Source organism: Mesorhizobium sp. ES1-3 (assembly GCF_020164795.1).
Lineage (GTDB): Bacteria > Pseudomonadota > Alphaproteobacteria > Rhizobiales > Rhizobiaceae > Mesorhizobium.
Genome location: NZ_JAIUGW010000004.1, coordinates 44,742 through 57,975 on the forward strand (window position 1 = coordinate 44,742; position 13,234 = coordinate 57,975).

General features: G+C 62.7%; 13 protein-coding genes. 6 read left to right on the forward strand and 7 right to left on the reverse strand.

Translation table 11 applies throughout. The annotated features are described in order from the left end of the window. Positions 1 to 44: 44 nt before the first annotated feature. From LB536_RS07485 to LB536_RS07510, 6 genes are all read right to left on the reverse strand, one after another. Complete coding sequence (locus LB536_RS07485) at positions 45 to 1,124, reverse strand: glycosyltransferase (RefSeq protein ID WP_224590696.1); 1,080 nt, start codon at positions 1,122 to 1,124, stop codon at positions 45 to 47. Positions 1,125 to 1,294: 170 nt separating this feature from the next. Continuing rightward, the gene (locus LB536_RS07490; protein WP_140762687.1) at positions 1,295 to 2,626 is read right to left on the reverse strand and encodes a UDP-glucose dehydrogenase family protein; all 1,332 of its coding nucleotides are present in this window, start codon (positions 2,624 to 2,626) and stop codon (positions 1,295 to 1,297) included. Between the two features lie 49 nt (positions 2,627 to 2,675). Then, positions 2,676 to 3,536: a family 16 glycosylhydrolase gene (locus tag LB536_RS07495; protein WP_224590698.1), complete on the reverse strand. Its 861-nt coding sequence runs from the start codon at positions 3,534 to 3,536 to the stop codon at positions 2,676 to 2,678. Between the two features lie 122 nt (positions 3,537 to 3,658). After that, on the reverse strand, positions 3,659 to 4,060 hold the full coding sequence (locus LB536_RS07500; protein WP_140812073.1) for a hypothetical protein: 402 nt from the start codon (positions 4,058 to 4,060) through the stop codon (positions 3,659 to 3,661). A 273-nt stretch (positions 4,061 to 4,333) separates the two neighbouring features. After that, positions 4,334 to 5,356 carry a glycosyltransferase family 2 protein gene (locus LB536_RS07505; RefSeq protein ID WP_224590700.1) on the reverse strand — a complete coding sequence of 341 codons (1,023 nt, stop codon included), beginning with the start codon at positions 5,354 to 5,356 and terminating at the stop codon, positions 4,334 to 4,336. 65 nt (positions 5,357 to 5,421) lie between these two features. Continuing rightward, positions 5,422 to 6,552, reverse strand: a complete 1,131-nt coding sequence (locus LB536_RS07510) for a nucleotidyltransferase family protein (RefSeq protein WP_224590711.1) — start codon at positions 6,550 to 6,552, stop codon at positions 5,422 to 5,424. 449 nt (positions 6,553 to 7,001) lie between these two features. Between LB536_RS07510 and LB536_RS07515 the strand changes: the two genes are divergently transcribed. The 6 genes from LB536_RS07515 (at position 7,002) to LB536_RS07540 (ending at position 12,875) form a co-directional block, all read left to right on the forward strand. Then, positions 7,002 to 7,208: a lasso peptide gene (locus LB536_RS07515; RefSeq protein WP_224590713.1), complete on the forward strand. Its 207-nt coding sequence runs from the start codon at positions 7,002 to 7,004 to the stop codon at positions 7,206 to 7,208. A gap of 135 nt (positions 7,209 to 7,343) precedes the next feature. Continuing rightward, the gene (locus tag LB536_RS07520; protein ID WP_140812070.1) at positions 7,344 to 7,643 is read left to right on the forward strand and encodes a PqqD family protein; all 300 of its coding nucleotides are present in this window, start codon (positions 7,344 to 7,346) and stop codon (positions 7,641 to 7,643) included. A gap of 109 nt (positions 7,644 to 7,752) precedes the next feature. Then, complete coding sequence (locus LB536_RS07525) at positions 7,753 to 8,145, forward strand: lasso peptide biosynthesis B2 protein (protein WP_224590715.1); 393 nt, start codon at positions 7,753 to 7,755, stop codon at positions 8,143 to 8,145. After that, positions 8,142 to 10,064, forward strand: a complete 1,923-nt coding sequence (locus tag LB536_RS07530; RefSeq protein ID WP_224590717.1) for a lasso peptide isopeptide bond-forming cyclase — start codon at positions 8,142 to 8,144, stop codon at positions 10,062 to 10,064. Before LB536_RS07525 ends, LB536_RS07530 begins: the two co-directional genes overlap by 4 nt. Further along, positions 10,061 to 11,038: a serine kinase gene (locus tag LB536_RS07535; protein WP_224590719.1), complete on the forward strand. Its 978-nt coding sequence runs from the start codon at positions 10,061 to 10,063 to the stop codon at positions 11,036 to 11,038. Before LB536_RS07530 ends, LB536_RS07535 begins: the two co-directional genes overlap by 4 nt. Further along, on the forward strand, positions 11,031 to 12,875 hold the full coding sequence (locus tag LB536_RS07540) for an ABC transporter ATP-binding protein (RefSeq protein WP_224590722.1): 1,845 nt from the start codon (positions 11,031 to 11,033) through the stop codon (positions 12,873 to 12,875). Before LB536_RS07535 ends, LB536_RS07540 begins: the two co-directional genes overlap by 8 nt. Positions 12,876 to 12,898: 23 nt before the next feature. Here the strand turns inward: LB536_RS07540 and LB536_RS07545 are convergent, their stop codons facing one another. Next, complete coding sequence (locus LB536_RS07545; protein WP_140762716.1) at positions 12,899 to 13,174, reverse strand: exopolysaccharide production repressor exox; 276 nt, start codon at positions 13,172 to 13,174, stop codon at positions 12,899 to 12,901. Positions 13,175 to 13,234 lie beyond the last annotated feature (60 nt).

The window sequence follows — 13,234 nt, forward strand, 5'->3', positions numbered from 1 at the left end:
CGGGGCAAATGCCCAGTAAGTGAGCGACCAGCTGGCGCTCAAGTCTAAGCAGCTTGCCGTGCGCCCTGCCGCACTGCCCTGTCCAATATCGAGAAGAAAGTAACGAACTGACGGTCCGGATCGAGTTCCGGACGCGCTGCGAAGCTGCGCGCGAGGCCTGAGATCCGATCATATTCCTGGTTGTCGTTCCACAGAAGCCTGACAGCCGCGACCCAGTCGGCGAGCGGGGCGTCATAGTCCAGCACCGCGCCGCCAGGCCCGATCGCTTCGGGCAGGCCGCCACGCCGCGAGCCAACGACAGGAATGCCGCAGCAATGGGCCTCCGATGCCACTCGCCCCCAGGCTTCTTCCCATTTGCTGGGTGCCAGCAGGATTCTGGTGCGGCCATAGACAGTCTTCATGTTGGTGGTCCGGCTCTCCAGCGTGACATTGCCAAGCGGTGCGATCGTTTCCTCGATGCGCGCCCGATGATCCTCTTCCAGCTTCCAACTCTCGACGAACAGGAACGGGATTTCGGGGCAAGCGCCCGCTATGCGTACCGCGAGCTCAAAGCCCTTTTCCTCGTAGGGATTGATTAGCGTGACGAACTGGCCCGTGGTCGGCGTGCTGTAGTGCATCGGGTTGATGGTCGGCGGAATTACCGCCGCCTCAATACCGAACTCCTTGGCGTAGGTGCGCGCGGTAAACTCCGAATTGGCGATGTAGAGCGCCGAGTCCAGGTCGCGCAGGTCACCGCCCAACTCATGAAATTCGACATTCCTGAGATAGACGACGAGCGGCACGCCCTCGGTCTGCAGCGCCTTGCCGAGCGGAACCGATTTATGACACTGGACAACCGCTACGTCCGGCCTCATCCGGTTAACCGCAAAACTGGCGACTTCCCAGGGAAACCATGCCCGCACCACCGGATAGCCGGGAAAACTGTCGACGACCGCGGGCTGGCGCAAGAGCTTCATTTTGGCGCGCGCCTTGAAACCGAAGACACCATCTCCGAAGAGGGCGGCAAGCACGGCGGCCTCATGCCCGTGCTCGATCAGTTGTTCGGCCAGATGATGGGTGCTCGACTGAACGCCGCCGCTGAATTCAGGCGTGTAGCCATTGCCGCCTGCAAAAAGAACTTTCATGGGGTCTCCTTTCCGACGCAACAGGCCAAAGCCGCCGCCTCGCTTTCGAAATCGTCCCTGGTGATTTTCCCGGACTTCACAGCATCATCAGCCGCAATTCTTTCCGCGCCTGGCGCGCTTGTCTTGGTTGCCCCATCCGCCCTATTTCGAGCTTGTCTCCGCACCCGATCTCATGCCGCCATTCTGCCGATCGAGTGATATTCGATGCCGTGGCGCGCCACGACCTTGGGATCGTAGAGGTTGCGGCCATCGAAGATGACCGGCGTGGTCAGTGCATCCTTCAGCGCATCGAAGGACGGTGCGCGGAAACTCTTCCATTCGGTGGCGATCAGCAGCGCGTCGGCGCCGCGCAATGCCGCTTCCTTGGTGCCGCACAGCATCAGGTCGTCGCGCAGCCCGTAGACGGCCTGGCATTCCTGCATGGCCTCGGGGTCATAGGCCTGCACGGTCGCGCCGGCGTTCCAGAGCGCTTCCATCAGCACACGCGCGGGCGCCTCGCGCATGTCGTCGGTGTTGGGCTTGAAGGCCAGGCCCCACAGCGCGAAGGTCTTGCCCTCGAGGTTGCCCTTGAAATAGCGATGCACCTTGTCGAACAGGACGGATTTCTGGTCATTGTTGCGTTCCTCGACGGCGCGCAGCAGCTTGGCATCGAATTTGACGCCCTCGGCGGTCTTGATCAGGGCACGGACATCCTTGGGAAAGCACGAGCCGCCATAGCCGAGACCCGGATAGATGAAATGGTAGCCGATGCGCGGATCGCTACCGATGCCTTTGCGCACCTCCTCGATGTCCGCGCCGAGCTGCTCGGCAAGGTTCGCCATCTCGTTCATGAAGCTGATCTTGGTCGCCAGCATGCAATTGGCGGCGTATTTCGTGAATTCGGCGCTGCGCACGTCCATCACGATCATCTTCTCGTGGTTGCGGTTGAAGGGCGCGTAGAGTTCGCGCATCACCGCCTCGGTGTCCTCGCTGTCGGTGCCGACGATGATGCGATCCGGCTTCATGCAGTCGGCGACGGCAGAGCCCTCCTTGAGGAATTCTGGATTGGAGGCGACGTCGAAGCTCAAATCCTCGCGCCCGCGCTTCTTCAGCGTCTCGGCGATCCTGGCCTTCACCTTTTCGCAGGTGCCGACCGGCACTGTCGATTTGCCGACGACGATCTTGGCGGTATCCATCTCGCGGCCGATGGTCTCGGCGACCGCCAGCACATATTTGAGGTCCGCCGAACCGTCCTCGCCGGGCGGCGTGCCGACCGCGATCATCTGGATTTCGCCATGCCTGACGGCAGCCGCCGCATCGGTGGTGAACTTGATGCGGCCAGCGGCGTGATTCTCCCTGACGATGCTTTCAAGGCCTGGCTCGAAGATCGGGACAAAGCCCTGGTTGAGCCGCTCCACCTTGCTTGCGTCGATATCGACGCAGACAACCTGGTGGCCAACTTCGGCAAGCACCGCCGCCTGCACGAGGCCGACATAGCCAATTCCAAACACCGTCAAGTTCATTCGGTTTCATTCCCATCCAGGGCCTGGAGCCGCTTTCGGTCCGGCCGGTTCAATTCGTCTTTCCCAACTCTTTTACGCTGCATACCAGCGATTCCGGAAACTGGCAGGGCTGACCGAGCGCGGTGAAGGCGACACGCTCGACCTGCAGCGAAAGCTTGCGGCCCGGATCGGCGAACGCTCCCATCCAGCTCTTCATCGTGTCGCTGCCCCAAAGGCTGAAGAAAATCTTCTGAGCATGGCTGGGCAGCTTCGCAGGATCGGTGATGGTGTTCACCAGCTGACCGTTGAGGTACCAGCGCAGACTATCCTTCTCCCAGACGAAGGCGTAGTCGTTGAAGGCACTGTCGGTGCCTCCGGGCACGTCGACCAGCTTCTCGTTCTTGCCCTTGCCGGCGATGTAGGCGTTGACCTGGACCTTGGACGTGTCCTTGGTGAGGATCTCGAAATCGATCTCGTCCCAGGGCTGCTTGTCGGACGGGCCGATATAGGAAAAGAAAGCCGCGTTGAGGCCGGGGCCCGTATCGGTTTTCATCCGCGCCTCATAGGTCCCATAGCCGAAGCGCTGCTTGGTCTGGATCTCGCCGCAGGCGAACTCACGATCCTTGGTCTTCTGCTTCGCGAAACCGAGCGAAAGAACGCCATCGGAAAGCTCGACCAGGCCTTTCGACCAGGTGCAATTCTGATGGCTGCCGTTTGTCCAGCCGTCCGAAACGTACCAGCGCTCGCGGTCGAAACTCTTGAAATCGTCGACGAAGGAGGGCGGGGACTGGATATCCTGCGCATGAGACGGGGTTGCCGGCAGGCTGCCAAAAACGGCAAGCAGCAAGGCGACCGCCAGGCCGGACCGCCAGCCGAAATGCAGGGCGGCGTCGATTGCTGTCGTGGACATGATTTTGGGATCCGAATTCATGACAAACTCACCTTTGCGCTGTGCGTTCCCAACCCAAAGTCGACGTTTGAACCGCTTCCAAACGGGCCAATCTTGACCACCCCTTGCATCACCTCCGTCGTAACGGTCCCGCGCCGCCACCTTCACCCTCGGCCGGCTCCTGTCTGCCTGGCCGATTCGACCGTGGCCGGTGAATCGGCGGCCCCATTCTCGTGGAAGACCACATCCAGCGAATGTCGAAGCTCGCGCATCATGCCGTCCTGGCGCGACAGTGCCGCGATGCGACGCTCGCTGTTCAAGATGGACTGCGTCAATGCGCTGACCTCGGACGAGCGACGGTCGGAGGCCGAACCGTTTTCCATGGCTTCGACGAGGAAGGCCGCGTTGGTCGCCTCCTTGCGGTAGCGGCTTTCCAGGCCGGTTTTCTCGGCATCGATTTCGGCCGCGATCTGCTCGAACAGCTTCGCCAGCCGGTCCAGACGCGCAACGTCTGTCTGCATGTCGCGGGCCGGATCCCTTGATCTGAAGCCGAATATCGAAGCCATGAACTTAAACTCCCGTCATCGTCGGCTTTCTGGGTCGGCTTTCTGGCCGGGCCTGAAACTCATACCGCGTCGTCCACTCCTCTGACGAAGTGAGACTTCGGACCAGTCCGATCGGGGGCTAGTTCGGCTGGTCGTTCAATTTGCTGCACCGCAACATAGATTGCCATCCCCGGAGCCGCGAGGCAACCACCCAATTCGTAAACTCATAAATCCGATCGAAATGGTTGCGTGCTAGGCCCGCGGCCGGCAGGCAAGACGGAACGTTCCCGTGCCTTACCGTGCCTTGCCCGCGCTGGTTCCGGCCATCAGGAAACGCAGCGGTGGCACGCGCTTGTTCCTGGACACGAGGCCAATATTGCGAAACAACGCCTCGAGCTTGTCGGATGCCACGCCCTGGACGATGGGAACGAGGTTGGATTGGCTTGCGAAGGCGTAGGCCGCTGCGGAAGCGAGGCCCCGCTCGGCCTTCACATCGAGGAAATTGCGCAGCCGGTATTTGTCGCGCACATGCCTCTCGTGCCGCCGCAGCACCGCCTTGGACCCTTCCGGCAGGCTGTCGATGGCCAGCAGCGCCAGATCTGCATCGGCCAGCCGCTTCAGGTCCTGCGTCTTGTGGCGGCCGCTGAGCGAATCGGCACGCACGATGGCGCCGTAACCGCAGGAACGGATGACCTTGAACCGTGCCCCGTGGGCAACCGCCCGCGCGTAAAGTTCATAGTCCTCACCCAGTCGCAGGCTTTCGTCGTAGCGCAATCCGTGGCGGTCGAGGAAGGCGCGGCTGATCACGGGCTTCAGGAAGCCGAGTTCGCCTCTTTGCACGCGGCGCCTGGAGATGTTGCCTTCCACGAACCGTTCGAGATCGAGGAATTCCGGATCGGCGGCAAAATCCGGGGCGACGATTTTTGTCGCGTCGCCGGTCGCGTCATCCCTGATGAGCATGATGTTGTCGGCGGCGAAATCCCAATCGGCGCCGGCAAACAGGTTGCGAAACCGGCCCTTGAGGAAGAAATCGTCGGCGTCCAGAATGCTGACGAACGGCGCTCGTGAGCCGGCGATCGCGGCATTGCGGGCAAAGGATGGGCCGCGATTGACGTCGAGGCGCATGACTGTAAGCCGGCCGCTGCCATCGTTTGCGGAGCGGGCGGCCTCAGCGGTAGTGTCTGTAGAGCCATCATCGACGACGACGACCTCCGTCACTTCCGGTTCGCGCAGCGCGGATGCGATGGCAACCGCGATCGTGCGCGCCGCGTTTTTGGCCGCGATGATCACGCAAACCTCGGATTTCGTCATCGACATGGAATTTGCCTCTTGCACAGGTTTCGTTCTGCCCTCGCCCTGTACACTTTCGATATCCATCGCCCTCACGGACTGGCCGGCCGTTCGAAGATGCGGCGGCTGATGTCCGCCGAGGCGGCCCAGCCAGCCTCGGCCAGGTAGCGGACGGGAGCCCGGCCGCACAATTCCCACAACACTGTCCGCCGCTGCGGCCAGCGCAGCGACGACAGCCATGGCGCGATGACCATGTTGAGCAGGTCCTCATTGCCGATGCGCGACAGGATCGGCTTGGCCCGCTCCGATAGAAGCGTGCCGGTGCCGCCCAGCAGCACATCGGCGGCGCGCAGGCCGAGCAGCAAGGTGTCGTCCAGTCCCTGGCTCACCGCGGCATCGAGCACACGCTGCTGATCGGCCTCGTCGAGGCGGCTGGAGCTGGCCCTAATATCGCAGACATAGCCGGCGCAGGGTTCGCGGTTGAACAGGGCCTTGGCGACGCTGATGCAGGACAGCATCAAAGTGTCGGCCGCCGAAGTGAAGGGGACTTCGGCGCCGGTGATCTCGACCAGCCGTTTTCGCCGCAGGAACCCGTCGGCATCGCGCGGGCTGGGCGAGCCGGGCTGCTGGAGCCGGTAATGAAGATCGACCGTGGATGATTTCGGCCCATGGCCGCGAACCATGTGCTGTTCGCCGAGGAAGCGGACCCACCAGACCGAACGCGACTTGCCCGACACCTCGTAGCCGATCGCGCGCAACGCTTCGCGTGCCTTCAAGAACCCGGCCGGCGAGACCAGGATGTCGACATCGCCGGCAGGCTTCATGAAGTGATCGTCGTAAAGCAGATGCTGCTGGAACGGCCCTTTCAGGAAGACGAAATCGATCCGCCTGTCGAGCAGCGCCTCGTTGATGGCCATCGAATCCATCAGGCAGGCGGCGTTCATCGAAACCGTCCTTCTGCGATAGGTTTCGAGCCACTGGAAGAGCTCGGCCGGCCTCTCATGCGCCGGCGCACGCGACAGCGCCTTCAGAACGAAGGTTCCGACCTTGTTCAGCCTGGCGATGTCGGTGACGGCAGCGACTGAAAGGCCCGGCGGCGACATCTCGCCGACCGAGGCGACCGGCGCAGCAAAATACAACCGTAAGCAGGCCTGCACATAGGCGATCTCGTCGGCGCAGTCGGTTGCGCGCAGTCGTTCATAAGAGCTTTCCGGCAAGGCCATTGAGCGCACAGTCTCCAAAAAACGGTTTGCGCGTCGCGTATGCTGCAAGTGCGAAGCAAAGCATCCTTAAAAACCGCGGCGCCGTAAAGCTTTTTCCTTTCGCAGTGCAAGATTTTGCAACCATAGCGTTTGCCGACTTCCCGAAGTGGCGAGACGCATGGACTGAATTCCAACCCTGTCGCGGCGCGTCGGCCGAGCTATCGGCGATGGTCAGCTGTAAGATAGATATAGTTTAGCGCCATCTAAAATCAATCGCCTGCGTGAATCTGCTTTAGGACAGCAAAATCAACGGCTTATGGGATTTTCAACAGCAGGGGCCGATTGTATCCGGCTTTACCTCAAAAGAGACGGTTCTTTTACACCAAGTGACGTCGCAACCCACAATTGATTAACGCCAGGTAAATGAGACTTGACTCATAAATGTTGCCGTGCAGCTATTGCAATGCAGCATGAAAGTGCTGACGGCAATCGACAGGCCGTTTCAAGTCCTTATGGAGAGTAAAATGGAACAGAATGTTGAAAAGCATGAGTATGAAACGCCAAACCTGACGGTACATGGTTCGATCGAGACCATCACCCAAGGCGGCGGCGGCAGCACGGCGACCGATGCGTCGTTTCCCGCACACACCCCGATCGGCGACCTGACGTTCTCCTGAGACTAGCCTGTTTCTGGAGGAATGACGTTGGGCCTCCAGGATCGAAGACAATGAAATGGAGCCGGGGACGAAAATCCCCGACTTTCCCCGTCAACTGATGACGCGTGGACGGTGTGTTGCAAATGAGGTTTTAGGATGAACTGGAACCCAACCGAGCACGATTGCGTGAAGGCCACCAAGGACGCCGTTGCTTGCGAATTCGGCGATGGTCTCGCGCTTCTCAACCTGAGATCCAATATTTATTACAGCCTCAACGGTGTCGGCGCTTTCATCTGGGAACTGATCCAGGAACCCAAGCCGATCGCCGATATCCGCAGCGCCGTCCTCGCGCGCTACACTGTCGACGCAGAGCGCTGCAAGGCCGACGTCGACGCATTGCTGAAAGGACTGGCGGAAAACGGGCTTGCGAGGCTTGAGCATGAGGCACTCGTCTAAGCAGGTGTCGCAAGAGGCCATGGTTGCGCGGCAAAGACCTGTGACGCAGAGAACCCCCACGCCGATGAAGCAGCGGCCTGGCAGGCGGAGCCTGGCCGGGATTTTGTCCTTGAGCGGCTCCGAAGCGCTTTTCCTGTGCCGCTGCCTGCTGGTGGTCGCGACCGTACGGCTCGGGTTGACAGTGTTCTCCTACAACCGCGTCCGCGCGATGGTGACCCGGCTCAACGCGCGCCAATGTGCCAGCATGGGCGAGTTGCGGCTCGTCGCCTGGGGGGTTGCAGCAGCCGCACGGTTCGTGCCGGGCGCCACATGCCTGACCCAGGCGCTTTCGGGCCAATACCTCCTCGCGCGCAAGGGCAATGCGTCGAATATCCGCATCGGCATCGAGCGCGGCACGGGCGAGCAATTGAAGGCGCATGCCTGGCTGGTCAGCGACGACCACATCGTGCTCGGCGGATCCGTCGATGGCTTCGCCCACCTGATCGACCACGGCAGCCGATGAGCGGCGTGGCCGGAATCCTGCTGCGACAGGACCCCGCGCCGGCTGAAGCGGCGAGCGGCATCCAGCAGATGCTGGCGCGCATGCGCCATCGTGGTCCCGACGGAAGCTCGTGGTGGCTGGACAGCGGCATCGCGCTTGGCCACGCCTTGTTCAACACGACCGACGAAGCCGGCCCCGGCCCACTGACCATGGCTGGCGGCAAGCTGGCCATCACCGCCGACTGCCGGCTCGACAACCGCGACGAACTGCTCGCCAGGCTCGGCATCAGGGACAGTTCAGTCGCCGATGCGGCATTGCTGATGCGGGCCTATCTGCGCTGGGGTGAAGCCTGCCCAGTGCATCTGCAAGGCGATTTCGCCTTTGCCGTCTGGGATGCCGAGCGGCGGCTCTTGTTCTGCGCGCGAGACCATTTCGGAGTGAAGCCATTCTACTACCACGCGGCGGAACGACGCTTCGCCTTTGCCTCCGAGATCGGGCCAATGCTCGGCCTCGAGGGGGTCGATGCGCGTCTCAGCGAGCACCGGATTTCCGGATTCCTGGCCGGCCTGCCCGACGACCCGCAGTCCACGCCCTACAGCGACATCTTCGCCCTGCCGGCGCGTCACAGCCTCACCGTCACCGCGCAACGTCTGGTGCTGCGCCGGTACTGGCAGATAGAGCCGTCGCAGCGGGCGCCGCGGTCGGACGCCGCGGAGGAATTCGCCCATCTGTTCTCGCAATCGGTCCGCAATCGCATGCGGGGGAGTCCGTCGGTCGGCGCTATGCTGAGCGGCGGCCTCGATTCCTCCTCGATCGCCTGCGTGGCGGGGCTGCAGAATGCGGCCGGGCGCAAGCCGAAGCTGCCGACCTTCTCACTGGTTTTCGAGAAGGGTTCATCGATGGACGAGCGCTCCTTCATCGATGCCGTGCTGGATCAGCAGAAGGCCGACCCGACGCTGATCCATGTCGGCAATTATGCGCCCTTCGCTGAATTCGAACGGGTGCTGGAAGAGCAGGAAGGCACTTTCCTGGCGCCGGGCCTGACGCTGACCCGCGGCATCTACCGGACGGCGGGCGCCAAGGGCATCAAGGTGCTGCTCGACGGCCATGGCGGCGACGAAGTCGTTTCGCAGGGACATGGCCATCTGCACGAGCTTGCCAATGGCGGCAGATGGCTGGACCTCTGGCGCGAGGTGCGCAGCGCCTCCAACACCTATGGCGACAGCACGCTCGGTCTCTATTTCCAGTTCCTCACCATTTACGGGCCGGCCTGGCGCATCGCCAAGCTGCGGCGTTTGGGGAACCGGGCCCTGAGCAGGATACGCGGGCCTGCCCGATCGCAGCGTGGCCGGAGTTGGCGCGACCTGATCAATCCGGACCTTGCCAGGCGAACCGAGATCATCGACCGGTTCCACCGAGCCGGCTATATGCCGACCGGCGTCCGGGCCAGCGATGCGCTCAGCCACCGCTGGATCCTGTCCAACGGCTATGTGCCGCACTCTTTCGAGGTTCTGGACAAGGTCGCCGCCAATTTCGGCGTCGAACCACGTTATCCGTTCTGGGACAAGCCGCTGGTCGAATTCTGCCTGGGGCTGCCGGGCGAGCAGAAGCTCAGTCACGGCTTTGGCCGCTACGTGCTGCGCCGAGCCATGGAGGGTATCCTGCCGGCGGCGGTCCAGTGGCGGCGTGACAAGATCGATTTCACCGCCAATCTCGTCAACGGCATGGTGCGCAACCATCGCGGCCTGCTGGAGCAGTTGCTGGTTGGCGATGCGGGTCGCATCGCGCCCTATGTCAACCTGCCGGAAGTAAACGCCGCCTATGCGCGGCTGCTGCACCAGCCGGACCAGGCGGCCCCGCTCGATGTCCAATACGTCTGGCGCTCGGCGTCACTGTCGCTGTGGCTGCGGCAGGTCCAGCATGGGGGGAGCCCCGCATGATGTCCCGCCATGAGCCGTTCGCCGGCGATCTCGACCATCCTTTCCGGCGCGGCAGGATCGCCGGAGAACGGAGTTACTACCGCGCCTACGGCCTGACCATCGCGTCCGACGTTTCCCTGCCCGAACTGGAGCCGGCGGAGCCGGCGGCGGCCGACATCGAGATCGCCATCGGCCCGATCGATATGCCCAAGCCCTCAGCGGAGGCAACGACCGTCTTCCGCTTCGAGCCTGGCCGGCAGTATCTGGCCTGGGAGGCCGTCGGCGCATTCCTGATCAGCGACGCCCGCCGCATCGATGTCCAGCCGGCACCCGGCGTCGGCGACGCCTTGCTTGCCTTCCCATTGCTGGGACCAGTGCTGGCGCTGCTTCTGCACCAGCGCGGCCTGCTCGTCCTGCACGCCAGCGCCATAGCCGTGACCGGCAGGGGCGCCATCTTCATGGGCGACAAGGGCGCCGGCAAATCGACGACGGCAAGCGCGCTGATCCGGGCCGGGCACGATCTGCTCACCGACGACGTCGTGGCGCTTGACCTGGCAGACTCGGACCAACCGATGATCGTTCCGGGGTTTCCGCAGATCAAGCTTGCGGCCGATGCCGCGGCGGCGATCTCGCTTGGGCAGGCGCAAGTGCGGCCGCAGGTGCATCCCGCGATCGAGAAGATGCAGCATCGCCTGCACGGCGCCTTCGCCAGCAACAGGGTGCCGGCGATCAGGATTTATATCCTCGAGCGCGGCGAAAGGGCCGGGATCACCCCATTGCCTCGCATCGCCGCCTTGCCGGCCATCATCAAATTCTCCTACGTGACGCGTTTCGGCCGCGCCGCACTCTCCGGCGATTTCGCGGCGATGCATCTTCGCCACTGTTCAGCAATCGCTAACCATGTCGGCGTGTGCCGGCTGGACGTTCCGACGGGCATCGACAGGATCGGCGAGGCTGTGGCGCTGATCGAAAAGGAACTGGCTGGAGATGCCTAGGTCATCGATCTTCAGCCTGTCGCTGTTTCGCGATGTCGTAGCGTTCGGCGCCGTCATTGCCCAGATCGGCGGGCGGCGAACCTGGACGGCGCTGCTGTTCCTGATCCTCGGCAGCCTGACGGAAGGCATCTCGATTCTGCTGCTGGTGCCGCTGCTGCATCTGGTCGGGCGTGCCGACCAGGATTTCGCGGTCAGGCTGCCGAACATTGATTTCGTGCGCTGGCTGGTGCCCGGCGGAACGCTGCAGTTGACCACCGTGCTTTGCGCGCTGGTCGGGCTCGTTGCCGTGCAGGCAGCCTTCAACCGCTTCAAGTCGGTCTATATGGCAAGGCTGCTCTTCGATTTCATCAACCGCTTGCGCATGAACCTGTTCGAGAGCATCGGCAAGGCGCGGTGGGGCGTGTTCACGCGCATGCGCGGCTCCGATCTCGACCATGCTTTGACCGGTGACATCGACCGCGTCCAGGGGGCGGCTTTTTCCCTGCTGATGCTGGTGCAGATCACCGTGCTGCTGGTGGGCTATCTCGTGATTTCCATGTTCATCTCGCCGGTCATGACGGCGTTTGCCGTCATCATCGGCATCGTGATGTTCATAGCGCTGCAGCCGTTTCGCTCGCGGGCCACCGCCTTCGGCCGGATTCTGACGACCAATCGCCAGGACCAGTACCGCACGGTCTCGGAATTTCTCGGTGGCATCAAGGTGGCCAAGAGCCTCAATGTCGAGGCCAGCTATTTCGCGCAGCTGCAAGCCACGCTCGAAAAGATGAAGGCCGACAACATCGCTTATGTGCGCAACAGCTCGATCGGCACCGCCGTCTTCCAGGTGGCGAGCGTCGTGGGGTTGAGCCTGTTCATCTATGTGGCGCTGGTCCGCTTCCACCTGTCGCTGGCCGAGATCGTCGTGCTGCTCCTGGTCTTCATGCGAATCGCGCCGCGCTTCATGGACATGCAGACGCAGGCCCAGCAGGTGCTGATAAATCTGCCCGCCTATACGGCAATGCGTAGCCTCCAGGCACGTTTCGACGCCGAGCGGGAGCCAGGCCATGTCGAACCCAGGGATGCCCGCAAGCTGACCCTCGATACGGGGCTGAACATTCGTGACGTCTCCTTTGGCTATGACGACGGCGCCGGCAAGGCGGTGGTGAGCGACATCACCTTCGGCCTTCCGGCCGGCAAGGTCACCGCCCTGATCGGCCCGTCCGGATCAGGCAAGAGCACGATCGCCGACATGCTGCTCGGGCTGCTCGAGCCGACCGCAGGCAAGATCCTCGTCGATGGCATCGAGATCGATGCCGGCAATCGCCGCCTGTGGCGCGATCAGGTGGCCTATGTGCCGCAGGACGTGTTCCTGCTGCATGACACGATCGCGGCGAACCTGCGGCTTGCCGCCCCACGGGCCAGCAACGACGAATTGTGGACGGCACTGCGCGCCGCGCATGCCGGCGAATTCGTAGAACGGCTCGACCTGGGACTGGAGACGGTGGTCGGCGACCGTGGCGTGCGCCTTTCGGGCGGCGAGCGTCAGCGCATCGCGCTGGCACGCGCGCTGCTGCGCAAGCCCTCACTGCTCATCCTGGACGAGGCAACAAGCGCGCTCGACTGGCAGAACCAGTCGCTTATCGCCAGGTCGATCGACGGCCTGCGCGGCACAATGACGATCCTGACCATCGCGCACCGGCCGTCGATGATCGCCTTCGCCGACTGGGTGGTGGCGATGGAAGACGGCCGTGTCGTGGAAGTCGGGCAATATCAGCGCCTGAAGGCGAAGCCGGGGAGCCGGCTGTCCAGGATGCTATCGGGAGAACAGTCTGAGACCGAACCCGCCGATGTGGCCTGAGGACGGTGATGTCCTCGTGGGACCTAATGCAGGCCCCGCCGGGCGCTGCCGAGTTTCTCGCCCTCGGGCACTTCCGTGGAGTTCTGCTTTCTCTCGGCTTCGCGCAGCCTGTCGGCTGGCGTCGGCGCGCTCCTGACGATCATGGCGTAGACAACCGCGAAATAACCAGCCTGGATGACCATGGCGCAGATGATGACGCGCAGCAGCGTCGTGCCGAACGAAGCTCCACCCAGCCAGGACCAGGCGACGACGATCGCGAGCGCGAAAAGCATCCCAACGATGAATTTTGGAAGCGACATACCCAACAGCCCATAAACCGGCTCGGGTTATATCCAACGATAGCCCCACCCGAGCGCCGT